Origin of the sequence: Streptomyces camponoticapitis, assembly GCF_014646115.1 — a bacterium.
Classification (GTDB): Bacteria; Actinomycetota; Actinomycetes; order Streptomycetales; family Streptomycetaceae; genus Streptomyces; species Streptomyces camponoticapitis.
The window spans coordinates 70139-94575 of sequence record NZ_BMMV01000022.1; the positions used below are offsets into that span (position 1 = coordinate 70139).

Annotated in this window: 20 protein-coding genes; 8 read left to right on the top strand and 12 right to left on the bottom strand. The window is 70.0% G+C overall.

The features are described from left to right. Nucleotides 1-3522, bottom strand: coding sequence for a methionine synthase (metH, locus tag IEY79_RS28045; protein WP_189110417.1), 3522 nt, complete (start codon nucleotides 3520-3522; stop codon nucleotides 1-3). 220 nt (nucleotides 3523-3742) lie between these two features. Between metH and IEY79_RS28050 the strand changes: the two genes are divergently transcribed. The 5 genes from IEY79_RS28050 to IEY79_RS28070 all read left to right on the top strand — a co-directional run bounded on the left by IEY79_RS28050 (nucleotide 3743) and on the right by IEY79_RS28070 (nucleotide 9595). Next, nucleotides 3743-4507, top strand: a complete 765-nt coding sequence (locus tag IEY79_RS28050) for an IclR family transcriptional regulator (RefSeq protein ID WP_189110418.1) — start codon at nucleotides 3743-3745, stop codon at nucleotides 4505-4507. Between the two features lie 227 nt (nucleotides 4508-4734). Beyond that, on the top strand, nucleotides 4735-5526 hold the full coding sequence (locus IEY79_RS28055; RefSeq protein WP_189110419.1) for an MIP/aquaporin family protein: 792 nt from the start codon (nucleotides 4735-4737) through the stop codon (nucleotides 5524-5526). 46 nt (nucleotides 5527-5572) lie between these two features. Then, nucleotides 5573-7126 (top strand): glycerol kinase GlpK, encoded by a 1554-nt coding sequence (glpK, locus tag IEY79_RS28060; RefSeq protein ID WP_189110420.1) that lies wholly within the window; start codon nucleotides 5573-5575, stop codon nucleotides 7124-7126. Between the two features lie 30 nt (nucleotides 7127-7156). Then, nucleotides 7157-8770 (top strand): glycerol-3-phosphate dehydrogenase/oxidase, encoded by a 1614-nt coding sequence (locus IEY79_RS28065; protein ID WP_189110421.1) that lies wholly within the window; start codon nucleotides 7157-7159, stop codon nucleotides 8768-8770. Between the two features lie 153 nt (nucleotides 8771-8923). After that, nucleotides 8924-9595 (top strand): FadR/GntR family transcriptional regulator, encoded by a 672-nt coding sequence (locus tag IEY79_RS28070; protein ID WP_189110422.1) that lies wholly within the window; start codon nucleotides 8924-8926, stop codon nucleotides 9593-9595. A gap of 79 nt (nucleotides 9596-9674) precedes the next feature. Here the strand turns inward: IEY79_RS28070 and IEY79_RS28075 are convergent, their stop codons facing one another. The 5 genes from IEY79_RS28075 to IEY79_RS28095 are packed head-to-tail and all read right to left on the bottom strand — an operon-like array spanning nucleotide 9675 to nucleotide 15490. After that, nucleotides 9675-10706: an ABC transporter permease gene (locus IEY79_RS28075; protein WP_189110423.1), complete on the bottom strand. Its 1032-nt coding sequence runs from the start codon at nucleotides 10704-10706 to the stop codon at nucleotides 9675-9677. After that, nucleotides 10703-12271, bottom strand: a complete 1569-nt coding sequence (locus IEY79_RS28080) for a sugar ABC transporter ATP-binding protein (protein ID WP_189110424.1) — start codon at nucleotides 12269-12271, stop codon at nucleotides 10703-10705. Before IEY79_RS28080 ends, IEY79_RS28075 begins: the two co-directional genes overlap by 4 nt. 2 nt (nucleotides 12272-12273) lie before the next feature. Next, nucleotides 12274-13344 (bottom strand): sugar ABC transporter substrate-binding protein, encoded by a 1071-nt coding sequence (locus IEY79_RS28085; protein ID WP_189110425.1) that lies wholly within the window; start codon nucleotides 13342-13344, stop codon nucleotides 12274-12276. A gap of 41 nt (nucleotides 13345-13385) precedes the next feature. Further along, nucleotides 13386-14174 (bottom strand): SDR family NAD(P)-dependent oxidoreductase, encoded by a 789-nt coding sequence (locus tag IEY79_RS28090; protein WP_189110426.1) that lies wholly within the window; start codon nucleotides 14172-14174, stop codon nucleotides 13386-13388. Beyond that, the gene (locus IEY79_RS28095; RefSeq protein ID WP_189110427.1) at nucleotides 14171-15490 is read right to left on the bottom strand and encodes an enolase C-terminal domain-like protein; all 1320 of its coding nucleotides are present in this window, start codon (nucleotides 15488-15490) and stop codon (nucleotides 14171-14173) included. The genes IEY79_RS28090 and IEY79_RS28095 overlap by 4 nt, the downstream gene beginning before the upstream one ends. Nucleotides 15491-15744: 254 nt before the next feature. On the opposite strand from IEY79_RS28095, the gene IEY79_RS28100 reads away from it, so the two are divergent. Next, nucleotides 15745-16812, top strand: coding sequence for a PAC2 family protein (locus tag IEY79_RS28100; RefSeq protein ID WP_189110428.1), 1068 nt, complete (start codon nucleotides 15745-15747; stop codon nucleotides 16810-16812). Between the two features lie 164 nt (nucleotides 16813-16976). Then, entirely contained in the window at nucleotides 16977-17396 is a 420-nt protein-coding gene (locus IEY79_RS28105) for a hypothetical protein (protein ID WP_189110429.1), read from the top strand. 138 nt (nucleotides 17397-17534) lie between these two features. Here IEY79_RS28105 and mshC read toward each other — a convergent pair whose 3' ends face one another. The 4 genes from mshC to IEY79_RS28125 all read right to left on the bottom strand — a co-directional run bounded on the left by mshC (nucleotide 17535) and on the right by IEY79_RS28125 (nucleotide 21095). After that, nucleotides 17535-18764: a cysteine--1-D-myo-inosityl 2-amino-2-deoxy-alpha-D-glucopyranoside ligase gene (gene mshC / locus IEY79_RS28110; RefSeq protein WP_189110430.1), complete on the bottom strand. Its 1230-nt coding sequence runs from the start codon at nucleotides 18762-18764 to the stop codon at nucleotides 17535-17537. Between the two features lie 132 nt (nucleotides 18765-18896). After that, nucleotides 18897-19730, bottom strand: coding sequence for an SCO1664 family protein (locus tag IEY79_RS28115; protein WP_189110431.1), 834 nt, complete (start codon nucleotides 19728-19730; stop codon nucleotides 18897-18899). Further along, nucleotides 19694-20284, bottom strand: a complete 591-nt coding sequence (locus tag IEY79_RS28120) for a DUF3090 domain-containing protein (protein ID WP_078078138.1) — start codon at nucleotides 20282-20284, stop codon at nucleotides 19694-19696. The genes IEY79_RS28115 and IEY79_RS28120 overlap by 37 nt, the downstream gene beginning before the upstream one ends. Before the next feature lie 106 nt (nucleotides 20285-20390). Then, complete coding sequence (locus IEY79_RS28125; RefSeq protein WP_189110432.1) at nucleotides 20391-21095, bottom strand: histidine phosphatase family protein; 705 nt, start codon at nucleotides 21093-21095, stop codon at nucleotides 20391-20393. Nucleotides 21096-21228: 133 nt separating this feature from the next. Between IEY79_RS28125 and IEY79_RS28130 the strand changes: the two genes are divergently transcribed. Continuing rightward, nucleotides 21229-22245 (top strand): magnesium and cobalt transport protein CorA, encoded by a 1017-nt coding sequence (locus tag IEY79_RS28130; protein ID WP_189110494.1) that lies wholly within the window; start codon nucleotides 21229-21231, stop codon nucleotides 22243-22245. Between the two features lie 53 nt (nucleotides 22246-22298). Here IEY79_RS28130 and IEY79_RS28135 read toward each other — a convergent pair whose 3' ends face one another. Together IEY79_RS28135 and IEY79_RS28140 are read right to left on the bottom strand one after the other, a co-directional pair. Further along, nucleotides 22299-23081, bottom strand: coding sequence for a ferritin-like domain-containing protein (locus IEY79_RS28135; protein WP_189110433.1), 783 nt, complete (start codon nucleotides 23079-23081; stop codon nucleotides 22299-22301). 241 nt (nucleotides 23082-23322) lie between these two features. Then, nucleotides 23323-24375, bottom strand: coding sequence for an LLM class F420-dependent oxidoreductase (locus IEY79_RS28140; RefSeq protein WP_189110434.1), 1053 nt, complete (start codon nucleotides 24373-24375; stop codon nucleotides 23323-23325). Between the last annotated feature and the right edge of the window lie 62 nt (nucleotides 24376-24437).

Consider the following 24437-nt stretch of genomic DNA (forward strand, 5'->3'; position numbering starts at 1 on the left):
CTAGCGCGCGTTGAAGTACTTCGCCTCGGGGTGGTGGATGACGATGGCGTCGGTGGACTGCTCGGGGTGGAGCTGGAACTCCTCGGAGAGCTCGACGCCGATCCGGCCGGGCTCCAGCAGGCCGGCGATCTTGGCGCGGTCCTCCAGGTTGGGGCAGGCCCCGTAGCCGAGTGAGAAGCGGGCGCCCCGGTACTTCAGCGCGAACATGTCCTCGACCTCGGACGGGTCCTCGCCCGCGAAGCCCAGTTCCGAGCGGACCCGGGCGTGCCAGTACTCGGCGAGGGCCTCGGCGAGCTGGACGGAGAGACCGTGGAGTTCGAGATAGTCCCGGTAGGCGTTCTTCTCGAACAGCTCGGCCGTCGCGCCGCCGATCTTCGAGCCGACCGTGACGACCTGGAGTCCGACCACGTCGGTCTCGCCGGACTCCTCGGGGCGGAAGAAGTCGGCGAGGCAGAGCCGCCGCCCGCGCCGCTGCCGGGGGAAGGTGAAGCGGGTGCGCTCCGAGCCGTCCTCACCGAGCAGGATGAGGTCGTCGCCCTTGGAGACGCAGGGGAAGTAGCCGTAGACCACGGCCGCTTCGAGCAGGTTGTCCGTGTGGAGCTTCTCCAGCCAGCCCCGCAGCCGCGGCCGGCCCTCGGACTCGACCAGCTCCTCGTAGGAGGGTCCGCCCTTGCGGGACTCCTTCAGCCCCCACTGCCCCTTGAACAGCGCGCCCTCGTCCAGCCAGGACGCGTACTCCTTGAGCTGGATGCCCTTGATGACGCGGGTGCCCCAGAACGGCGGCTCCGGAACGGGGTTGGTGACCGACACGTCCGAGCGGGCCGTGCCTTCCTCCGGACGCTCCTCCACCACCGCCGTGGCGGCGGGCTTGACGCGGCGCTGCTTGAGTTCGGGCAGTACGGCTCCGGGGACGCCGCGCTTGATGCCGATCAGCGCGTCCATCAGCCGAAGGCCCTCGAACGCGTCGCGGGCGTAGCGGACCTCGCCCTCGTAGATCTCGTGCAGGTCCTGCTCCACGTACGCGCGGGTGAGGGCGGCGCCGCCGAGGATGACGGGGAAGTCGGCCGCCATCTTGCGCTGGTTCAGCTCCTGGAGGTTCTCCTTCATGATCACCGTGGACTTCACCAGCAGCCCCGACATCCCGATCACGTCGGCCCGGTGCTCCTCGGCGGCTTCGAGGATCGCGGAGACGGGCTGCTTGATACCGAGATTGACCACGGTGTAGCCGTTGTTGGAGAGGATGATGTCGACGAGGTTCTTGCCGATGTCGTGCACGTCGCCGCGCACCGTGGCCAGCACGATCGTGCCCTTGCCCACAGCGTCCTCGCCGTCGGCGACCTTCTCCATGTGGGGCTCCAGGTACGCCACCGCCGTCTTCATCACCTCGGCGGACTGGAGCACGAACGGCAGCTGCATCTGACCGGAGCCGAACAGCTCACCGACGACCTTCATGCCGTTCAGCAGGGTGTCGTTGACGATCTCCAGCGCGGGACGTGTCCGCAGGGCCTCGGTGAGGTCGTCCTCCAGGCCGTTCTTCTCGCCGTCGATGATGCGCCGCTCCAGGCGCTCGTTGAGGGGCAGTGCCAGCAGTTCCTCGGCCCGGCCGTCCTTCATGGACTTGGTGTTGACGCCCTCGAACAGCTCCATCAGCCTCTGGAGCGGGTCGTAGCCTTCCTCACGGCGGTCGTAGATCAGGTCGAGCGCGACCTTGACCTGCTCCTCCTCCAGGCGGGCGATCGGCAGGATCTTCGACGCGTGGACGATCGCCGAGTCCAGTCCGGCCTTCACGCACTCGTCCAGGAACACCGAGTTGAGGACGATACGGGCGGCCGGGTTGAGGCCGAAGGAGATGTTGGACAGGCCGAGGGTGGTCTGCACCTCGGGGTGACGCTCCTTGAGCCGGCGGATCGCCTCGATCGTCGCGATGCCGTCCTTGCGCGACTCCTCCTGACCGGTGCAGATCGTGAACGTCAGCGTGTCGATGAGGATGTCCGACTCGTGGACGCCCCAGTTGCCGGTGAGATCGGCGATCAGCCGCTCGGCGATCGCGACCTTGTGCTCGGGGGTACGGGCCTGACCCTCCTCGTCGATGGTGAGCGCGATCAGCGCCGCCCCGTGCTCCACCGCCAGTTCGGTGACCTTCACGAAGCGGGACTCGGGCCCGTCGCCGTCCTCGTAGTTGACGGAGTTGATGACCGCGCGCCCGCCGAGCTTCTCCAGCCCGGCGCGCAGCACGGGCAGTTCGGTGGAGTCCAGCACGATCGGCAGCGTGGAGGCGGTGGCGAACCGGCCGGCGAGTTCGGCCATGTCGGCGACACCGTCCCGGCCGACGTAGTCGACACACAGGTCGAGCAGGTGCGCGCCCTCGCGGATCTGGCCGCGCGCCATCTCCACGCAGTCGTCCCAGCGCCCTTCGAGCATCGCCTCGCGGAACTTCTTCGACCCGTTGGCGTTGGTCCGCTCACCGATGGCCAGATACGAGGTGTCCTGCCGGAACGGCACGCTCTGGTAGAGCGAGGCCACCCCGGGCTCCGGCTCCGGCACCCGCTCCGTGATACCCGCCCCGCGCACCCGCTCCACCACCTGGCGCAGATGCTCCGGAGTCGTACCGCAGCAACCGCCCACCAGCGACAGCCCGTAGTCGCGTACGAAGTTCTCCTGGGCGTCCGCGAGCTCGCCCGCGGACAGCGGGTAGTGCGCCCCGTCCTTCCCGAGGACGGGCAGTCCGGCGTTGGGCATGCAGGAGAGGGGGATACGGGAGTGGCGGGCCAGATACCGCAGGTGTTCGCTCATCTCGGCGGGGCCGGTGGCGCAGTTCAGACCGATCATGTCGATGCCGAGCGGCTCCAGCGCGGTCAGCGCGGCGCCGATCTCCGAGCCCAGCAGCATGGTGCCCGTCGTCTCGACGGTCACCGAGCAGATGACCGGCAGGTTCGTGCCGGTGGCGTCGAGGGCCCGTCGGGCGCCGAGCACGGCCGCCTTCGTCTGGAGCAGGTCCTGTGTCGTCTCCACCAGCAGCGCGTCGGCGCCGCCGGCGATCATGCCCTCGGCGTTGCGCTGGTAGGCGTCGCGCAGCGTCACGTAATCCACGTGACCCAGCGTCGGCAGCTTCGTGCCCGGCCCCATCGAGCCCAGCACCCAGCGCTGCTGTCCCGTCGACACCGTGAACTCGTCGGCGACCTCGCGGGCGATGCGCGTGCCGGCCTCGGAGAGTTCGAAGACCCGCTCGGGAATGTCGTACTCAGCCAGAGCGGCGTAGTTCGTACCGAAGGTGTTCGTCTCCACGCAGTCGACTCCGACCGCGAAGTACTCCTCATGGACCGAGCGCACGATGTCCGGGCGGGTCACATTGAGGATCTCGTTGCAGCCTTCCAGGTTCTGGAAGTCCTCCATCGTCGGGTCCTGCGCCTGGAGCATCGTGCCCATCGCGCCGTCCGCCACCACGACGCGGGTGGCCAGCGCCTCGCGCAGCGCTTCGATTCGGGTCCGGCTGTCGGAGGAAAGGCTGGAGGACGGGGCCATGGACATACTCCCGGGGATGCGACGGCTGTCGGCTTTGCGCCTTCGGATGGAAGGGGCACCCGGCAAGGGTAGCGGTGCCCGGCTCCCTACGGCGTTTCCGTACCACGGGGCGGACTGGCGCGTCCCCACCCGGGGAAGGAATCCGGTGACCTTCGAGGGGAGTCGGCATGGGCCCATAATGTTCAGCATTGCCGAACGACTGCGTAGTGGAGGCCGGCCGATGGCGAAGAGTATTCAGTCGCTGCAGCGCGCGGCGGCGGTGCTGCGGCTCCTGGCCGGCGGCGAGCGCAGGCTCGGACTGTCCGACATCGCCTCCTCGCTCGGGCTGGCCAAGGGAACGGCGCACGGCATTCTCCGCACGCTCCAGGCCGAGGGCTTCGTGGAGCAGGACCCGGTCTCCGGCCGCTACCAGCTGGGCGCCGAGCTGCTGCGGCTCGGAAACAGCTATCTGGACGTCCATGAGCTGCGGTCCCGTGCCCTGGTGTGGACGGACGATCTGGCGCGGTCCAGCGGCGAGAGCGTGCATCTGGGGGTGCTGCACCTGGAGGGCGTACTGATCGTGCACCACGTCTTCAGGCCCGACGACAGCCGGCAGGTCCTTGAGGTGGGCGCGATGCAGCCACTGCACTCCACGGCACTCGGGAAGGTGCTCGCCGCGTACGACCCGGTGGCCCGTGGCGAGGCCGTCAGAGGCGCCCGCGAACAGCTCACGGCGCGCACCGTCACCGATCTGGAGCAATTCGAGGCGATTGTCGAACTCACCAGGTCGCGAGGGTGGGCGACGGACGTCGAGGAGACCTGGGAAGGGGTGGCCGCGGTGGCCGCGCCGATCCATGACAGGCGCCGAATGCCGGTCGGAGCCATCGCTCTCACCGGTGCGGTGGAACGGCTGTGCGAAAGCGGCGAAGTCCGCCCGGAGCTGATCACAGCGGTGCGCGAATGTGCCCGTTCGGTGTCCAGGGATGTCGGCGCCGGGCGGTTCTGAACCGGATGACTGATGATCTGAGAAGAACAAGGTTCCGGCTACGGAGCCCTTGACGACGTATCCGTCACAGGATGACACTGCCGTGCAGCGGTCGGCATTGTCGAACACTGATCGACAGCTCATTCTGTGTGCACGACAACGCCAAGGGCCGGCAATGCCCTTAACCGAGGGCGCGGACCATCGGTGAGAGCCGCGGGTCTGCCTTCCCCTGGACGAAGGAGTCTCGGGTGTCTCATTACGACATCTTCATCGGCGAGATGGTTGGTACCGCCCTTCTGCTGCTGCTCGGTGGAGGCGTGGTGGCGGGCGTCGTCCTCAAGCGCTCGAAGTCCCATGACGCGGGATGGCTCGCCATCAGCTTCGGCTGGGGCCTCGCCGTCCTCACCGGTGCCTATCTCGCCACGGGCGTCTCGGGCGCGCATCTGAACCCCGCCGTCACCCTCGGTCTGGCGATCGCGGGCACGACTCCGTGGGGGGACGTCCCCCTCTACATGGCGAGCCAGCTGCTCGGCGCCCTCGTCGGCGCCTTCCTGGTGTGGGTGGCGTACATGGGCCAGTTCAAGGCCCATCTGACGGACCCGGACATCATCGCCGCGCAGCCGAGGATCGAGGGTCTGGTCGACCAGAAGACCGCGCCGAAGGCGGGTCCGGTCCTCGGTATCTTCTCCACCGGCCCCGAGATCCGGAACACCGTGCAGAACCTGCTCACCGAGATCGTCGCCACCTTCGTGCTGGTGATCGCGATCCTCACCCAGGGACTGAACAACGAGGGCAACGGCCTCGGCACACTGGGCGCGCTGATCGTCGCACTGGTCGTTGTGGGCATCGGCCTCTCGCTCGGTGGCCCCACGGGATACGCCATCAACCCGGCGCGTGACCTCGGCCCCCGCATCGTCCACTTCCTGCTGCCGCTGCCCAACAAGGGCGGCTCCGACTGGACGTACGCCTGGATCCCCGTCGTCGGCCCGCTGGTCGGCGCCGCCGCCGCGGCCGGCTTCTTCAACGTGGCCCTCAAGTAGGCCCCGCCCTTCCCTCCGCCCTCCGAACCGAGCAGGAGCAGACACCGTGAGTGACGCACAGAGCACCGGGACTTCCTCCCGCGGAGCGGGACCGTTCATCGCCGCCATCGACCAGGGCACGACGTCCTCCCGCTGCATCGTCTTCGACGTCGACGCGCGCATCGTCGCCGTCGACCAGAAGGAGCACCGGCAGATCTTCCCGAAGCCGGGCTGGGTCGAGCACGACGCCAAGGAGATCTGGGTCAACGTCCAGGAAGTCCTGGCGAACGCCGTCGAGAAGGCGGGCATCACCAAGGCCGACGTCCTGGCGATCGGGATCACCAACCAGCGCGAGACCACCATGCTCTGGGACAAGAAGACCGGTGAGCCCGTCCACAACGCCATCGTCTGGCAGGACACGCGTACCAGCGGGCTGGTCCGGGAACTGGGCCGCAACGTGGGCCAGGACCGGTTCCGGCGCGACACCGGACTGCCGCTGGCGACCTACTTCGCCGGGCCGAAGGCCCGCTGGCTGCTGGACAACGTCGAGGGCCTGCGCGAGCGCGCGGAAAGCGGCGACATCCTCTTCGGCACCATGGATTCCTGGGTGATCTGGAATCTGACCGGCGGCGTCAACGGCGGCGTGCACGTCACCGATGTCACCAACGCGTCCCGCACGATGCTGATGCGGCTCGACACCCTGGAGTGGGACCCGAAGATCTGCAACTCGATCGGTGTCCCGATGGCCATGCTCCCGAAGATCCGCTCCTCGTCCGAGGTGTACGGAACGGCCAAGGGAGGCCCGCTGAACGGCGTCCCGGTCGCCTCGGCGCTCGGTGACCAGCAGGCGGCCCTGTTCGGCCAGACCTGTTTCGCCGAGGGCGAGGCCAAGTCGACGTACGGCACCGGCACGTTCATGCTGATGAACACCGCCAACAAGCCCATCAACTCCTACAACGGCCTGCTGACCACCGTCGGTTACCGCATCGGGGACCAGCCCGCGGTGTACGCCCTGGAGGGCTCCATCGCCGTCACGGGCGCCCTGGTCCAGTGGATGCGCGACCAGATGGGCCTCATCAACACCGCGCCCGAGATCGAGACGCTCGCCTCCTCGGTCGAGGACAACGGCGGCGCGTACTTCGTCCCCGCCTTCTCCGGGCTGTTCGCACCCCACTGGGACTCGTCCGCCCGCGGCGTGATCGCCGGTCTCACCGGCTATGTCACCAAGGCGCACATCGCCCGAGCGGTGCTGGAGGCCACGGCCTGGCAGACCCGCGAGATCAGCGACGCCATGACCAAGGACTCCAAGGTCGAGCTGACGTCCCTCAAGGTCGACGGCGGTATGACCGCCAACAACCTGCTGATGCAGACGCTCGCCAACGTCCTCGACGCGCCCGTCGTACGCCCGATGGTCGCGGAGACCACCGTCCTGGGCGCCGCCTACGCCGCGGGCCTCGCGGTCGGCTTCTGGCCGGACACCGACGCGCTGCGCGCCAACTGGCGCCGGGCCGCCGAGTGGACTCCGGACATGGACCAGTCGAGGCGCGCCCGCGAATACAAGAACTGGCTCAAGGCCGTCGAGCGCACCAAGGCCTGGCTGGACGACGACGAGGACAGCTGACCCCAGCCCCCGTCCGATCGAGGAGACACCATGACCACCCTTCACAGCGGTCCCGCCCTGGGCACGCATCCGGCCGGCGGCTCCCTCCCGAGCCGCGCCGAGACCCGGGAGCAAATGTCCCGCGCCACCTACGACCTGCTGGTCATCGGCGGCGGCATCCTGGGCATCTCCACGGCCTGGCATGCCTCCCAGTCGGGACTGCGGGTGGCCCTGGTGGACGGTGGCGACTTCGCGGGCGCCACCTCCTCCGCCTCCTCCAAGCTGCTCCACGGCGGTCTGCGCTACCTGCAGACCGGCGAGGTGAAGCTGGTCGCCGAGAACCACTTCGAGCGCCGCGCGGTCTCCCGCCGGGTGGCGCCGCATCTGGCGAACCCGCTCACCTTCTATCTGCCCGTCTACAAGAACGGGCCGCACAGCGCGGCCAAGCTGGGTGCCGGTGTCTTCGCCTACTCGGCGCTGTCCGCCTTCGGCGACGGTGTGGGGCATCTGCTGAGCCCGGCGAAGGCGCGGCGTGCGGTGCCCGAGCTGCGGACGGACAATCTGCGGGCCGTGGCCGTGTACGGCGACGACCAGATGAACGACGCGCGGATGGCGGTCATGACGGTCCGGGCCGCCGTCGAGTCGGGCGCGGCGGTCCTCAACCACGCCCAGGTCACCGGGTTGCGGTTCTCCGGCGGGCGGGTGACGGGCGCCGACCTCAAGGACGGTCTGGACGGTACGGAGTTCGGGGTCGACGCCCGGCTCGTACTGAACGCCACCGGCCCCTGGGTGGACCGTCTGCGCACGATGGAGGACCCGAGGTCCGAGCCCTCGATCCGGCTCTCCAAGGGCGCGCACCTCGTACTGCGGCGCACCGCCCCGTGGAACGCGGCGCTCGCGACCCCGATCGACAAGTTCCGTATCACCTTCGCCCTCCCCTGGGAGGACATGCTGCTGCTGGGCACGACGGACGAGACGTACGAGGGCGATCCGGCGGACGTGGCGGTCACCGACGCGGACATCCACCAGATCCTGGACGAGGCGTCGCTGTCCGTGCGCGACCAGCAGCTCTCGCGAGAGCTGATCACCTACTCGTTCGCCGGTCTTCGGGTACTGCCCGGCGGTCCCGGTGACACCTCCACCGCCAAGCGGGAGACGGTCGTCACCGAGGGCAGCGGCGGGATGCTGTCGGTCGCCGGCGGAAAGTGGACGACGTTCCGCCATATCGGCCGTACGGTGCTGGAGAAGCTGGAGACCCTGCCGGGCCGTCCCCTCGGCTCCGACATCGAACCCATCTCGCGGCTGCCGAAGATGCTGCCGCTGCCCGGCATCTCCAATCCGCAGGCGGTCACGCACCGGCTGCTGATCGACGGCGCCTCGAACGGCGACGGTATGGCGCGCGACACCGCCTACCATCTGGCCAGGCACTACGGGTCGCTGGCGTTCGACATCGCGCGCCTGGCGTACGAGCATCCCGAGCTGGGCGAGCGTATCCACCCGGACGCCCCGGAGATCTGGGCACAGGTCGTGTACGCGCGCGACCACGAGTGGGCGGAGACCGCGGACGACGTACTGCGGCGCCGTACGACGCTGACGATCCGCGGTCTCGCCACCGACGAGATCCGGTCGCGCGTCGAGCGGTTGCTCGGCGAGCGGCAGAGCTGAGGTCACGCCTCGAATCAGGTTCCGGAACGGCGGCGGGGACGGCAGGACCGTCCCCGGCGCCGTCGTTCGCGGAGAACTCCAGGGGAAAGGGGCGCCGGGCGCTCGCGGAGACGCATAATGGAGGCCGATACATCGGATGTATGGAGGTCGCCCATGGCTGTCACCGACGAGGCCATCGAGAAGATCAAGGGAATGATCGTCTCGGGCGCGCTACGCCCGGGGGACCGCCTTCCCAAGGAGAGCGAGCTCGCCGCCGAACTGGGCCTGTCGCGCAACTCTCTGCGCGAGGCGGTCCGCGCACTGTCGCTGATCCGGATTCTCGACGTACGGCAGGGCGACGGGACGTACGTCACCAGCCTCGATCCGCAGCTCCTTCTGGAGGCGCTGAGTTTCGTCGTCGACTTCCACCGTGACGACACGGTGCTGGAGTTCCTGGCGGTACGGCGGATCCTGGAGCCGGCCGCGACGGCGATGGCCGCCTCCCGGATCAAGGACGCCGAACTGGACGCGCTGAGCGCGCAGTTGGACGCGCTCGGGCCGGAGCCTTCGGTGGAGGAGCTGGTGGCATCGGACCTGGAGTTCCACCGCGGGATCGTGCAGGCATCGGGCAACTCGGTGCTCTGCTCGCTGCTCGACGGTCTTTCGGGGCCGACGACGCGGGCCCGGGTCTGGCGCGGGCTGACCCAGGAGGACGCGGTCAGCCGTACGTTGCACGAGCACCGGGCGATCCTGGCGGCGCTGCGGGACCGGGACGGCGAGGCGGCCAGGTCGTGGGCGACGGTGCATGTCGCGAGTGTGGAGCAGTGGCTGCGTTCGACGCTCTGACGGCCGGGGACACGGCCACGGGCCTGCGCCGGAACGGATATCCGTTCCGGCGCAGGCCCGTGGCCGTGTCCCCGGCCGGTCAGTCCTGCTTCTCGCCGCTCGCGAACCGCGAGATGACAAGGGCGACGATGATGATCGCGCCGTTCAGGAACTGGTTCCAGAGCGCCGGCACCCCGCCCAGCGTCATCACGTTCACCACCAGCTGAAGCGTCAGCACACCGGTGAGCGCGCCGAAGAGCGTGCCGCGCCCGCCCTTGAGGCTGATGCCGCCGATCACGGCGGCCGCGAAGACCTGGAAGATCCAGCCGTTGCCCTGGGTCGCCGCGACGGAGCCGTAGTGGCCGGTGTACAGGACGCCGGCGAAGGCGGCGAGCACACCGCCGATGGCGAGCACGATCCAGGTGATCCGGTCCACCCGGACACCGGCGGCGCGCGCGGCCTCCGGGTTGCCGCCGATGGCGTACAGCGAACGCCCGTGCCGCAGCCAGGCGAGCGAGGCGCCGCCGATCGCGAAGAGCGCCAGACAGATCCAGACGGCGGCGGGCGCCCCCAGCCAGTCGGTCTTGCCGAGGTAGCGGAAGGACTCCGGGACATCGGTGATCGACTTGCCCTCGGTGATACCGATCTGGAGACCGCGCAGCATCGTGAGCATGCCGAGGGTGGCGATGAACCCGTTGACCCGCAGCTTCAGGATCAGGAAGCCGTTGATCACGCCGACGACCAGGCCGACCAGCAGACACAGCGGGATGGCCGACCAGACGGGCAGCAGATCCAGACCGGCGAACCGGCCGCCCTCGCCCGGCAGCACCATCCACATGGCGATGACCGGCGCGATGCCGATGGTCGACTCCAGCGACAGGTCCATCCGGCCACAGATCAGAATCAGTGCCTGGCCGAGCACCAGCAGGCTCAGCTCGGACGACTGCTGGACCACACTGATCAGGTTGTTGGAGGTGAGGAAGACCGGCGAGACGATGAAGCCGATCACCATCAGCACCAGGATCACCGGCACGAGCGAGAAGTCGCTCCACCTGATGAGCTTCAGCCGGCTCAGCGGGTGGTCGTCGGTGCGCTCCTTGTCGAGCGCCGGCGGACGTATCGTCTCCGTCATCGGTTCTCCCCCACACCTTCCATGGCGGCGACCAGTTCCCGGTCGGTCCACCCGCTCCCGAACGTTGCCACCACTCGCCCGTGGAACAGGGCCAGTACGCGATCGCAGACCCGCAGATCATCCAGCTCGTCGGAGATGATCACGGCCGCGTTTCCTTCGTCGGCCACCCGGCGTACGACGCCGAGCAGCGAATCCTTCGACTTGACGTCGACGCCCGCCGTGGGGCGCAGGGCCACCAGCACGCTGGGCGCGCGGGCCAGCGCCCGCGCGACGACCACCTTCTGCTGATTGCCGCCGGAGAGGCCCGAGACCGGCTGCTCGGGCCCCGTCGTCTTGATGTCCAGCGAGGCGATCATCGACCGGGCGAACTCCCGCGTACGGGAGGGCAGTACGGTCCCCCACGGGCCGAGCTGGTCGGCGACCGTGAGTGTGGCGTTCTCGGCGACACTGCGGTCCAGGACGAGCCCCTGGAGGTGCCGGTCCTCGGGGATGTAGCCGATCCCGGCGTCCAGCGAGTCCGGGACACTGCCCGGTCTGACCGTCCGGTCGCGTACCGCGATCCGGCCTGCCGTCGCCTTCCGCATGCCGACCAGGATCTCGCCCAGCGCGGTGTTGCCGCTGGCCGCGGCCCCGGCCACGCCGAGTACCTCACCGGGCCGCACTTCCAGGTCGAGCGGGTCGAACTCGCCCTCCAGGGCGAGCCGTTCGGTGGTCAGGATGGGCGCCACCGTCAGGTCCGGCGCCACCGCGTGCGCGGCGTGCCAGTCGGCCGCCGAGCTCGCCGCGTCGCCCGTCATTGCCGTCACCAGGTCCGCCTTGGCCAGATCGGCGACCGGCGCGGTCAGGACGTGGCGGGCGTCTCGGTAGACGGTGACGGTGCTGCACAGCTCGTACACCTCCTGGAGGTGGTGCGAGATGAAGAGGAACGCCACCCCCTGGCTCTGGAGGTCACGGAGCTTCTCGAAGAGGCTGTCGATGCCGCGGGCGTCGAGCTGGGCGGTGGGCTCGTCCAGGATGATCAGCCGGGCGCCGAACGACAGGGCGCGGGCGATCTCCACGAACTGCCGCTGCTCGACGGCGAGATCCTTGGCCCGCGCGTTCGGGTCGACGCTGACGCCGTACTCGGCGAGCAGCTCCTCGGCGCGGGTACGCAGCCGGCGCCAGCTGATCAGGCGCCCGCCGATCCCTGAACCTTCCCTGTCCAGGCCGTAGTTGTTGAGGAAGAGATTCTCGGCGACGGTCAGGTCGGGTACGACCATCGACTTCTGGTAGACGCAGGCGACCTTGGACTGCCAGGCCGAGATGTCGCCGAAGGCGGGCGCCGGTTCGCCGCCGAAGCTCACCTTTCCCGCGTCGGCCTCGTGGAGTCCGGTGAGGACGCTGACGAGGGTGGACTTGCCGGCGCCGTTGCGCCCGACGAGTGCGTGGGACTCGCCCGGCGCGACGGTCAGCCGGACACCGTCGAGCGCCACGGTGGGACCGAAGCGCTTGACGATGCCCTCCGCGTGGACGGCGGGCGCCGCCGCTGCCGGCGCCCCGGCCGCAGGTGCCTGGGCCTGGTTCATGGTTAGCTCTTCTTCTCCAGCTGGTTGGCCCACAGCGCCTTGTCGTCCACGTTCTCCTTGGTCACCAGGGGCGCGGGAAGCTGGTCCTCGTAACCGTTCGGGATCTTGATGATGTTGGAGTCGTGGTCGGTCGGACCCTCCTTGGGGGTCTTCCCGGCCAGCGCCTCCTTCGCGTAGTACAGCGCGTACTTGGCGTACAGGTCGGCCGGCTGCGAGACGGTGGCGTCGATCTTGCCCTCCCGGATCGCGTCCAGCTCCTCCGGGATGCCGTCGTTGGAGATGATCGTGATGTGGCCCTTCTCCCCCGCCGGCTTGAGGAGCTTCTTCTGCTCCAGGAGGGCGAGGGTGGGCTGCAGGAAGACGCCGCCCGCCTGCATGTAGATGCCGTTCAGGTCCGGGTGCGCGGCGAGCGTGGACTGGAGCTTGGCCGACGCCACCTCACCCTTCCACTCGGTGGCGAGCTCGAACACCTCGATGTCGGGGAACTTCTCGTCCATGCAGCTCTTGAACGCCTCCGAGCGGTCACGGCCGTTGATGGAGGAGAGGTCGCCCTGGAACTCGGCGACCTTGCCCTTGCCGCCCAGCTGCTCGCCGAGGTACTCGCAGGCCTTCTGGCCGTACGCGCGGTTGTCGGCCCGCACGACCATGTAGACGTCGCCCTTGTCGGGGCGGGTGTCGACGCTGACGACGGGGATCTTCTTCTCGTTCAGCTCGGCCAGCGTCTCGGCTATCGCGCCGGTGTCCTGCGGGGCCATGACCACGGCCTTGGCACCCTGGTCGGTGAATGCCTGGACGTTGGAGACGAGCTTGCCGATGTCGTTCTGCGAGTTGGTCAGCGACAGCGCGTCGATCTCCTCGTCCTTGACGCCGGACTCGATGTACTGCTGGTAGGAGTTCCAGAAGTCGCTGTCACTGCGCGGCAGGTCGATGCCGACCTTGCCGCCACCGCCGTCTCCGCTCTCCGAGTCACGGTTGCAGCCCGCGAGGGCCGTGACGGCGAGCAGCGCGGCACAGGCCGCGGCGCTCGTACGCAGTACCGTGCGTGGGGATCGCCCCACAGGGTGTCGCAGCATGGTTTTTCCGTCCTTGGATGAGTGTCGGCTCAGGCTCAAACTCAGGGCGTGGCGGGGCGCAGACGAAGGCCCTGCATTCCGCCGTCGACCGCGAGCGCCGTGCCCGTGACGGCGGCGGCGGCGGGGCTGGCGAGGTAGGCGACCGCCGCGGCGACCTCGTCCGCGCTGACCAGCCGGCCCGTGGGCTGGCGCGCTTCGAGGGCGGCGCGTTCGGCCACCGGGTCGGGTGCCTGGTCGAGCAGGCGGCCGACCCAGGGGGTGTCCGCGGTACCGGGGTTGACGCAGTTGACGCGTACGCCTTCACGGATGTGGTCGGCGGCCATCGCGAGGGTCAGCGACTGCACCGCGCCCTTGCTGGCGCTGTACAGGGCGCGCTGCGGCAGCCCCGCCGTGGCGGCGATGGAGCAGGTGTGGGTGATCGAGACGCAGCCGGGCCGGTCGGTGGCGGCGCGCCGCAGATGGGGCAGGGCGTGGCGCGCGGTGCGGACCATGCCGAGGACGTTGATGTCGAGGACCCGCAGCCATTCCGCGTCGTCGTTGTCGGTGACGGTGCCGATGGCGCCGATCCCGGCGTTGGAGACCACGGTGTGCAGGGCGCCGAACTCGGCGGCGGCCGCGTCGACCGCCGCACGGACGGCGTCGTCGTCGGTCACGTCGGCCTTGAGCGCCAGAGTGCCCGCGGGGGCCGACGCGGTGTCCCGGTCGAGTACGGCGACGCGCGCGCCGCGCGCGAGCAGCAGGGTCGCGATGGCCGCCCCGATGCCGGACGCGCCGCCGGTGACGAGGGCGCCCAGGCCCGCGAAGTCTCCTGTGTCCTGTGCCGCGGTCATGAGTTGACCTCCTCGGTGGTGCGGCGGGCCTGCCAGACGGGCCCTTCCGGATAGCGGTGCGCGGCCATCGACTCCGGGTGCATCCGCGCGGAGAAGCCCGGGGCGCCCGGCGCGACGTAGCGGCCGGAGTCGATCACCACGGGGTCGGTGAAGTGCTCGTGGAGGTGGTCGACGTATTCGATCACACGGTCCTCCCAGGTGCCCGAGACGGCAACGTAGTCGAACATGGCCAGATGCTGGACCAGTTCGCACAGTCCGACCCCGCCCGCGTGCGGGCAGACCGGCTTGCCGTACTTGGCGGCGAGGAGCAGGATCGCCAGGTTCTCGTTGACGCCGGCGACGCGCGCGGCGTCGATCTGGACGAAGTCGACGGCCTCGGCCTGGAGCAGCTGCTTGAACACGACGCGGTTGGCGACGTGTTCGCCGGTGGCGACCTTGACCGGCTGGCCGGCCCGGACGGCGGCGTGGCCGAGGATGTCGTCGGGGCTGGTGGGCTCCTCGATCCAGTGCGGCTCGTGCGGGGCCAGCGCGGTCATCCAGCGGATCGCGTCGGGCACGTCCCAGCGCTGGTTGGCGTCGACGGCGATACGGATGTCGGGGCCGACCGCCGCGCGGGCCAGCTTCATCCGCCGTACGTCGTCGTCCAGGTCGCCGCCCACCTTGAGCTTGATCTGCTGGAATCCGTCGGCGACGGCCTGTTCGGCGAGGGTGACGAGCTTGTTGTCGTCGTAGCCGAGCCAGCCGGGCGAGGTGGTGTACGCGGGGTAGCCCTCGGCGCGCAGCCGGGCGGCGCGCTCGGCGCGGCCGGGCTCGGCGGCGCGCAGGATCTCCAGCGCCTCGGCCGGGGTGAGGGCGTCGGTGAGATAGCGGAAGTCGACGAGCGAGACGAGCTCCTCGGGCGTCATGCCGGCCAGGAACTCCCAGACGGGCAGGCCCGCCGCCTTGGCGGCGAGGTCCCACGCGGCGTTGATGACCGCGCCCGCGGCCATGTGCATGACGCCCTTCTCCGGGCCGAGCCAGCGCAGCTGCGAGTCATGGGTGAGCTCGATGTGGAGCGCGGCGAGATCGGCGGCGGTACGCGGTGCCCGGCGGCCGACCACGTACGGCCGCAGTGCCTCGATGGCGGCGGCGAGCACGTCGTTGCCACGGCCTATGGTGAAGCAGAAACCGTGGCCCTCGGCGCCCTCGTCGGTGCGCAGGACCACATATGCCGCGGAGTAGTCGGGGTCGGGGTTCATGGCGTCCGAGCCGTCGAGCTGTTCCGAGGTGGGGAAGCGGATGTCGTGTACCCCGAACTCTGTGACGGTCTGACTCACTGCACGCCCCCTGAGAAGAACATCGGACCTCTTCGGTCATCCGATGTATAGCGTCGTTGAGGGGTAAACGTCCAGGGGCGGAACGAAATTTACGGTTACAGCTCGGATGAATTCTCTGATTCCCGGATCGGCATCCCCAGCCATGCCCAGCGACGCGGAAGTTCACCCACGCGTGCATGGGGGCTGCGGGACGGTAGCTGAGAAGCCGTAAGGTTGGTCCGTACGTTCAGAGCACACTTCGGAAGGAGGCCTGGGTGATCGAGCTCGAGGGGGTACCCGAGCTGATCGACCCGGTCATGGTGGCCGCGTTCGAGGGCTGGAACGACGCCGGCGACGCGGCGTCCACCGCGGTCGGACATCTGGACCGGGAGTGGAAGGGCGAGGTGTTCGCGGCGCTGGACGCCGAGGACTACTACGACTTCCAGGTCAACCGGCCCACGGTCTATCTGGACGGCGGAGCGCGGAAGATCGTCTGGCCCACGACCCGGCTCTCCGTGGTCCGGGTCGGCGGCGAGAAACCCCGTGACCTGGTGCTGGTCCGCGGGATCGAACCGTCCATGCGCTGGCGCTCCTTCTGCAACGAGATCCTGGGCTTCGCCCATGAGCTGGGCGTGGAGATGGTGGTGATCCTGGGCGCGCTGCTCGGCGACACCCCGCACACCCGCCCGGTGCCGGTCAGCGGCGTGACCTCGGACGCGGACCTGGCCAGGACGATGGACCTGGAGGAGACCCGGTACGAGGGCCCGACCGGCATCGTCGGCATCCTCCAGGAGGCGTGCACGCACGCGGGTGTGCCTGCGGTGAGCCTCTGGGCCGCCGTACCGCACTACGTCTCGCAGCCGCCCAACCCGAAGGCGACGCTGGCCCTGCTGAACCGGCTGGAGGATCTGATCGGGCTGCGGATCCCGCTGGGCGAACTGGCGGAGGACGCGCGGGCGTGGCAGCTGGGGGTCGACCAACTGGCCGCCGAGGACAGCGAGGTGGCGGAGTACGTCCAGTCGCTGGAGGAGGCGCGCGACACCGCGGAGCTGCCGGAGGCGTCGGGCGAGGCCATCGCGCGGGAGTTCGAGCGGTATCTGCGCCGGCGTGACGGCGGTCCCGGCCAGTCGCCCGGCGGGCACGCCACGGAGACGGGCGAGGGCTCGGGGACGTATCTGCGCGACACGTCGGGGCCCGGCCGCGGCCGCCCGCCACGCCCTCCCCGCACCGGCCCCGACACCGGCGCCGGACCCGAGCCGGGCACCGGCCCGGACCGGGAGCCGGGTCCGGGCAAGGGGAACGGCGACACGAACGGCAACGACGAGGATTCCTCGGACGACTGAGCGCGGTCCCGGGTCGCGAGGCCCGGGACCCGGCCCGCCCCGGCCGTCGTGGCCTCGGTTCCGTCACGAACTGATGGGTTCTCAGAACCCTCCGCGAACCCGATCCACAGTGAGTCCCGGATCACTGGCACACACTCAGCACACCATCGTCCGCGGGGGGGCTCATGATGGACCCGATCGTGCTGGCAGCGGGAACCGCGCTCGTGAGCGCCATGGCCACGGACGCCTGGCAGCAGGCCCGGGCCGCGACGGTCGGCCTGTGGCGCAGGACGCGCCCCGAGCGCGCCGACCGGATCGGGGCCGAACTCGACGTCCCGCGCGGTCAGGTGCTCGCCGCGCGAGAGGCCGACGACGAGGACACCGAGCAAACACTGACCGGCGCCTGGCGTCTGCATCCGCATGACCTCCTGCGCGAAACCCCCGGCCTCGCCGCCGAGCTCCAGCGCCTGCTGGACGAGCACCTCACCCCGGCGCTCCCGGAGAGCGGACAGGCCCGGACCCGGTCGGTCGTCATGAAGGCCGAGGCCCACGACAACTCCCGGGTGTACATGGCGGGTGGGGACCAGCACATCACGGGCGCGTGAACGCACCCTCCCCCGAGGCGCCGGGCCACGACGTGACGGCGGACATGGCCCGCGCCTCCGGGTACCTGGCGCGCGCCGCGGTGGGCACGCTCAGCCCCTGGACCGTGTGCCCGCCGCGGCGGGCACACGCAGCACGCCCTAGAGAGCCACTCCCAGCAGCGCGTCCACCGTGCGGGACACCACTCCCGGCGCCCCTTCGTCCGTACCCCCCGTGGACTCCTGGAGCGCGGCCCAGCGGTCGACCGCCGCCAGTGCCGCCGGGGCGTCCAGATCGTTCGACAGGGCCTCGCGGACCTCTTCCACCAGTTCCTGTGCCGGAGGGCCGTCGGGACGGGACACGGCGGCGCGCCAGCGTGCCAGACGCTCCACCGCCGTTTCGAGGACCTCGTCCGTCCACTCCCAGTCGGAGCGGTAGTGGTGCGCGAGCAGCGCGAGCCGGATCGCGGCCGGGTCCACGCCCTCGTGACGCAGGGTGGAGACGAAGACCAGATTGCCCTTGGACTTGGACATCTTCTCGCCGTCGAGCGCGACCATCCCGGCGTGCACGTACGTCTTGGCGAACGGGTGCACGCCGGTCAGCGTCTGTGCGTGCGAGGCGCCCATCTCGTGGTGCGGGAAGGCCAGATCGCTGCCGCCGCCCTGGACGTCGAAGCCCATGCCGAGGTGGTCGAGGGCGATGGCCACACACTCGATGTGCCAGCCCGGCCGGCCGTGGCCGAGGCTGCCGCCGTCCCAGCTGGGCTCGCCCTCGCGGGCCGACAGCCAGAGGATCGGGTCGAGCGGGTTCTTCTTGCCGGGGCGTTCCGGGTCGCCGCCGCGCTCGGCGGAGAGGAGCCGCATCGCTTCCGCGTCGAGACCGGAGACCTCGCCGAAGTGCGGGTCGGCCTCGACGGAGAAGTAGACGTCGCCCTCCAGTACGTACGCGGCGCCGATCTCGCAGAGCCGCTCTACGAGGGGCACGATGCCCGGTATCGCCTCCACCGCTCCGATGTAGTGCTGCGGCGGCAGCATGCGCAGCGCCGTCATGTCCTCACGGAAGAGGGCGGTCTCACGCTCCGCGAGCCCGGTCCAGTCCTCACCGTCGCGGGCCGCCCGTTCGAGGAGCGGGTCGTCGATGTCGGTGACGTTCTGGACGTACTGGATCTGCCGCTTGGTGTCGAGCCAGACGCGCTGCACGAGGTCGAACGCGTTGTAGGTCGCGGCGTGCCCGATGTGCGTCGCGTCGTACGGCGTGATGCCGCAGACGTAGATACGGGCGACGGGTCCGGGGGCGACGGTGACGGGGCCACCGGTCGCTGTGTCGTGAATCCGGAGGTCGCGGCCCTTGCCGGGCAGGGCGGGGACGTCGGAAGCGGGCCAGGCATGCATGTCATGAGCGTAACCGGACGTTGCTTCCGGCTACGAACCGGACCGGCGCTGTTGTCCGATTCCGCGCCCTTGCATGATCGGCCTGTTGGTGCATGGCCGCTACACCGGCCCGGACGTACCTGTGCGGCCGGATCAGACCGGCGGCCAGGGGATCGCGGGCCACTGCCCGGACGGCTTCGGATGCACTCCCGTACGGCGCAGCTCCTGGACCCGGGACCGTACGGCCTCGGTCTCGGCCGGTGTGATGAGTTCGGCCAACCGGGTGGTGAGCGGGGTGCCTTCGACCAACTCGTCGGCCAGCCGGTCCAGGACGGTCACCGCCTCGGCGGGCAGCGGCTCCCCCGCCCAGCCCCACAGAAGCGTGCGCAGCTTGTCGTCCACGTTGAAGGTGACGCCGTGGTCGATCGCGTACAGCCGGCCCCCGGCCTCGGGCAGCAGATGGCCGCCCTTGCGGTCGCCGTTGTTGATGACCGCGTCGAGCACCGCGAGCCGCCGCAGCCGTGGGTCGTCCGCGTGCACCAGCAGCGCGGTGCGGCCCTCGCCGACCTCGGCGAAGCCGATCGCCTTCCAGCCCTCCGCCGGCTCCTCCTCCTCGACCAGGGCGAGGAGTTGGGGCGCCGTGTCGCTCTCGTCGGCCTCGATCCAGAGCTGGCACATGCCTTCGCCGTACGGACCGTCACGCAGCACGGTGGGCGGTACCAGACCCCAGCCGGTCACCTCGGAGATCTCGTACGCGGCCACCTCGCGCTGGGCGAGCGTCCCGTCGGGGAAGTCCCAGAGCGGCTGCTCCCCGGCGACGGGCTTGTAGACGCAGGAGGCTTCCTGTCCCTCGTACGACACGGAGCAGTACAGCACCGCGTTGGAGGCCTCCCGGATCCGGCCCCGTACGGTCAGTTCGCCCTTGGTGATCAGATCCACCGCTGTCACGCTCATGCGTCGCGGCGGTATCCGTTCTGGCGCGGGCATACGTGTCCCTCCGGGTCGAGCGGCAGACTGCACAGCGGGCACGGCGGCCGGCCTGCGTTGACCACGTCCAGGGCACGTTTGGCGAAGGCCCTCGCCTGGGCGCCGGAGAGCCGGACGCGGAGCATCGGCGGGCCGTTCTCCTCGTCCTGGAGCAGCCGTTCCTCGGCGTCCGCGAGGTCTTCGTCGGTGTCCGCGTCGAGCTCGACGAGGGCCTGGGCCTCGACGATCATGCGCTGTTCGTCGCCGTCCCAGGCCAGCGCCATGGTGCCGACCCGGAACTCCTCCTCGACGGGCGCGTCGAGCGGTGCGGCGTCGGCGACGTCGGTGGGGGCCACGGCGGGCACCGGTGCGTTGCCGCCCGTACGGCGCACGACCTCGTCGAGCAGCTCATCTATGCGCTCGGCGAGTGCGGCGACCTGGGTCTTCTCCAGGGCCACGCTGGTGACGCGGCCCGAGGCGGATGCCTGGAGGAAGAACGTACGGCGGCCAGGCAGCCCGACCGTACCGGCCACGAAGCGGTCCGGCGGGTCGTAGAGGAACACCTGACGGGACACGTCCTGTCTCCCTTGGGAATTGACGGAATGGGGCGGGCCGGGGGCTCCCGGAGGGCGAACCTCCGGGGTGGCGCGGACGGCCCGTCCACCCTACTGCGCGCGGAGATCACGCCGCGCCGGTGCCGCCGCCCACGACGGCTTCACCGCTGCTGTCCTTCTTTCCCTCCGCGCCGTTCTCACGCGGGGTCAGGGAACCGAGGTCACCGGTCTCCCCCAGCCGCAGCAGGAAGGGGCGCAGCCGGGTGTACCGGATGGCGGTGACCGAGCAGGGGTCGGCGTGGATCCGCTGGAAGAGGTCGAGATGCATGCCGAGCGCGTCGGCGACCAGGGACTTGATGATGTCTCCGTGGGAGCACATCAGGAAGACGGCGTCCTCGCCGTGCTCGGCCTCGACCCGGGCGTTCCAGTCCCGTACCGCGTCGACGGCGCGTGCCTGCATGCCGCGCATCGACTCACCGCCGGGGAAGGCGGCGGACGAGGGGTGCTGCTGGACGACCGCCATCAGGGGGTCGTCGGCCAGCTCGGCGAGTTTGCGCCCGGACCAGTCGCCGTAGTCGCACTCGCTGATCCGCTCCTCCTGGTGCGTGCCGATACCGGGGCGGGCCTCGACGAGCGGCTGGACCGTCTCCAGACAGCGCTGGAGCGGGCTGCTGACGACGGCGGCGAGCGGCAGGCCCGCGAGGCGTCCCGGCAGGGCGGCGGCCTGCGCGAGGCCCTGCTCGTCGAGCGCGACGCCGGGCGTCCGCCCGGCGAGGACGCCCGAGGTGTTGGCGGTGGAGCGTCCGTGCCGTACGAGGATCAGGGTGGCCATGCCGGCCAGCCTAAACGGTGCGCGCAGAGGCGGGCCGGCCACCCGGACGGCGAGGCCGGGAGCGGGGAGCGGGCCGATCCGGGAGAGCGGCGCTGGTGCGGCAGACGTGCGTCGAACCACTTCGGCCGGGAATATGGACGGGGTGATCGTCGACCGTGCCATCTACCGCGACGGGCGCCGCACCGACGGGCCCGCCGATCTGTCCGACGCGCTGGCCGAGGCGCGCGCCGAGGGGGACGCCTTCCTCTGGGTCGGGCTGTATGAGCCGACGGAGCAGGAGTTCGACCTCGTCAGCACCGAGTTCGGCATGCACCCGCTGGCCGTCGAGGACGCGCTCAAGGCCCATCAGCGGCCCAAGCTGGAGATCTACGACGACTCGCTGTTCATGGTGCTCAAACCGGTCGTGTACGACTCCGAGCAGGACACCGTCTCCAGCGGCGAGCTGATGGTCTTCGTCGGCGACTCGTTCGTGGTGACCGTCCGGCACGGCGAGGGCGCGCCGCTGCACGCCGTACGCATGCGCCTTGAGTCGGAGCCCAAGGTGCTCAGGCACGGTCCGACCGCGGTTCTCTACGCGGTGAGTGACGCGGTGGTCGACCACTACATCGATGTCGGCAACGAGCTCCAGGTCGACCTGGAGGAGCTGGAGGCGCAGGTCTTCTCGCCGAACGAGGGCGGTTCGGGCCGGGCCCGCAGGACGGACAGCCAGCCGACGGCGGAGCGGATCTACACCTTCAAGCGGCAGGTGCTGGAGTTCCGCCGGGCGGCCGGGCCGCTGGCCGAGCCCATCTCGCGCCTCACGCGCGCCGGGGTGCCGTTCGTCAAGGAGAGGTCGCAGCCGTTCTTCCGGGACGTGGACGATCATCTGACGCGCGTCAACGAGCAGGTGGAGGGCCTCGACCGGCTGGTCTCGGACATCCTGTACGCCCATCTCGCGCAGATGGGCGTCCGGCAGAACGACGACATGCGCAAGATCTCCGCCTGGGCGGCGATGGCCGCCGTGCCGACGCTGCTCGCGGGGATCTGGGGCATGAACTTCCAGCACATGCCCGAGCTGGCGCAGGTGTGGGGTTATCCGGCCGCGCTGTCGGTGATGCTGGGCGCGGTGACCTTCCTGCACCGGCTCTTCAAGCGCAACGGCTGGCTCTGATCCGGCCGGCGGGCCGGCCGGGTCAGGGCTCCACGGCTCCGGGGCCGTACGGCTCAGAAAGCGGGCGCGGTCGCCGGACCGCCCAGCGCGTCGCGGCGCACCGGCATGCTGAGGCTGACCATCCGCCGCCAGCGGCCCGCCCGCTCCACCCCGTACATGGCGTGGATGCCCGCGGTCAGCAGCGCCGCCTTGGGGCGGGGCCAGCGCAGGATGCGGCCCATGTGCTCCATCACGGCGATGCTCACGTCGCGGTAGATCTGGATCTCGGCGTGCGCGCTCTCCTGGAGCACCCGGTGGATGGTGCGGCCGTGGCCCTGGCGCGCGAGACGCAGCAACTCCTCGTGGCAGTAGGCCAGATGGTTGTCCTCGTCGGCACTGATCATCTGCACGGCCTTGCCGACGACGGGGTGGTCCGCGAAGTGTTTCCGCAGCAACTCCATCTGGTCGGAGGCGCGCTGCTCGGTGACCCGGCTGTGCGAGAGGTAGACGACGATGTCGTGCTCCGTCAGCGGGTCGTTGCGGCGCAGTTTGTCGTGCGGGAGGCCGATACCGCGCCGTTCGAGCAGCAGCGTGTAGTCGGTGGCGGGCGGGACGTCGACGGGCTCCAGACCGCGCTTCTTCAGCATCGCCTGGAAGATCCGCCCGTGTTTGTCCTCGTCGGCGCCGTGCCGCGTGATCTTGGGTGCGAGGTCCCGCATTCCATCGGGCACCAAGGCGGCGATACGGCCGTTCTCCCAGCCGCCCTGGGCCTCGCCGCTGGCCGCGATGGAGCAGAAGAGCTGAAAGGACTCGTCGTTGTCGAGGATTTCCTCGAACAGGCCTCGGGCCGAGAGCATTGGATGCCACCTCCATACCGATGTCCGCACAGACATCCGCACAAGGATTCAAATGCGACACCGCGGAGCAGGCAACAGCTCAGGTACCGGAATCGGCCGTTCGAGGGAGGGGCGGGCGCACGTCCGTACGTATACGGGCATGCGTAACCCGGTGGATGCCGGGGGCGTTGTCCTTTGCGACGGCCGTGGCGGGGAAGACCCCCCGAGCCCCCACCACGGCTGCGGACTTCCGCCTTCTCTCTCAGGTGACGAGACCCGCCAGTTCCAGGGCCTGGGTGCCCGCGCGCAGGGCCGCGAGGCGTTCGTCGAGGGTGAAGCCGGCGGGGGCCAGGGTCAGCGTCGTGACACCGGCCGCGTCGTACGCCTTCATCCGGTCGGCGATCCGCTCCACCGAGCCGAGCAGCGTGGTCGAGTCGATCAGCTGGTGCGGGACGGCGGCCCCGGCGCCCTCCTTGTCGCCGGTCAGATACCTGTCCTGGATCTCGACCGCCTCGCGCTCGTATCCCATACGCCGGGCGAGCTGGTTGTAGAAGTTCTGCTTGCGGCTGCCCATACCGCCCACGTACAGCGCGGTGTAGGGGCGGAACATGTCCGCGAGCGCCTCGATGTCGTCGCCCAGCGCGATCGGCAGGGTCGGGCAGACGTCGAAGCCGTCCATGGTCAGACCGGCCTTCTCGCGGCCCGCGCGCAGATGCCTGAGCGCGGTCTCCTCAAGATGCTCGGCCGAGGGGAAGATCAGCAGCGCGCCGTCGGCGATCTCACCTGTCTGCTCAAGGTTCTTGGGGCCGATCGCGGCGATGTAGAGCGGGATGTGCTCGCGCTCGGGGTGGACGGTGAGCTTGAGGGCCTTTCCGGGTCCGCCGGGCAGCGGCAGCGTCCAGTGCTCGCCTTCGTAGGAGAGGCGCTCGCGGGACATCGCGCGGCGGACGATCTCGACGTACTCACGGGTGCGGGCCAGCGGCTTGTCGAACTTGACGCCGTACCAGCCCTCGGAGACCTGCGGCCCGGAGACCCCGAGGCCGAGACGGAACCGGCCGCCGGAGAGCGAGTCCAGCGTGGCGGCCGTCATCGCCGTCATCGCGGGCTGGCGGGCCGGGATCTGGAGGATCGCCGAACCGATGTCGATGTTCTCCGTCTGGGCGGCGACCCAGCTCAGCACCGTGGGGACGTCGGAGCCGTACGCCTCGGCGGCCCAGCAGACGTCGTAGCCGAGCCGGTCGGCCTCCTGGGCGACGGCGAGGTTGTCGCTGTCCATGCCGGCGCCCCAGTAGCCGAGATTGATGCCGAGCCGCATAACCACTCCCTTACCGATCAGTAACCATCTCTGTGGCGGGACTCTAGCGTGTGGTGCGGGCG

Excerpts from the sequence above, each read along its gene's own strand:
- metH (WP_189110417.1), bottom strand. The coding sequence starts at position 3,522 with ATGGCCCCGTCCTCCAGCCTTTCCTCCGACAGCCGGACCCGAATCGAA.
- IEY79_RS28050 (WP_189110418.1), top strand. The coding sequence starts at position 3,743 with ATGGCGAAGAGTATTCAGTCGCTGCAGCGCGCGGCGGCGGTGCTGCGG.
- IEY79_RS28065 (WP_189110421.1), top strand. The coding sequence starts at position 7,157 with ATGACCACCCTTCACAGCGGTCCCGCCCTGGGCACGCATCCGGCCGGC.
- IEY79_RS28070 (WP_189110422.1), top strand. The coding sequence starts at position 8,924 with ATGGCTGTCACCGACGAGGCCATCGAGAAGATCAAGGGAATGATCGTC.
- IEY79_RS28075 (WP_189110423.1), bottom strand. The coding sequence starts at position 10,706 with ATGACGGAGACGATACGTCCGCCGGCGCTCGACAAGGAGCGCACCGAC.
- IEY79_RS28080 (WP_189110424.1), bottom strand. The coding sequence starts at position 12,271 with ATGAACCAGGCCCAGGCACCTGCGGCCGGGGCGCCGGCAGCGGCGGCG.
- IEY79_RS28085 (WP_189110425.1), bottom strand. The coding sequence starts at position 13,344 with ATGCTGCGACACCCTGTGGGGCGATCCCCACGCACGGTACTGCGTACG.
- IEY79_RS28090 (WP_189110426.1), bottom strand. The coding sequence starts at position 14,174 with ATGACCGCGGCACAGGACACAGGAGACTTCGCGGGCCTGGGCGCCCTC.
- IEY79_RS28105 (WP_189110429.1), top strand. The coding sequence starts at position 16,977 with ATGATGGACCCGATCGTGCTGGCAGCGGGAACCGCGCTCGTGAGCGCC.
- mshC (WP_189110430.1), bottom strand. The coding sequence starts at position 18,764 with ATGCATGCCTGGCCCGCTTCCGACGTCCCCGCCCTGCCCGGCAAGGGC.
- IEY79_RS28115 (WP_189110431.1), bottom strand. The coding sequence starts at position 19,730 with ATGCCCGCGCCAGAACGGATACCGCCGCGACGCATGAGCGTGACAGCG.
- IEY79_RS28125 (WP_189110432.1), bottom strand. The coding sequence starts at position 21,095 with ATGGCCACCCTGATCCTCGTACGGCACGGACGCTCCACCGCCAACACC.
- IEY79_RS28130 (WP_189110494.1), top strand. The coding sequence starts at position 21,229 with ATGGACGGGGTGATCGTCGACCGTGCCATCTACCGCGACGGGCGCCGC.
- IEY79_RS28135 (WP_189110433.1), bottom strand. The coding sequence starts at position 23,081 with ATGCTCTCGGCCCGAGGCCTGTTCGAGGAAATCCTCGACAACGACGAG.
- IEY79_RS28140 (WP_189110434.1), bottom strand. The coding sequence starts at position 24,375 with ATGCGGCTCGGCATCAATCTCGGCTACTGGGGCGCCGGCATGGACAGC.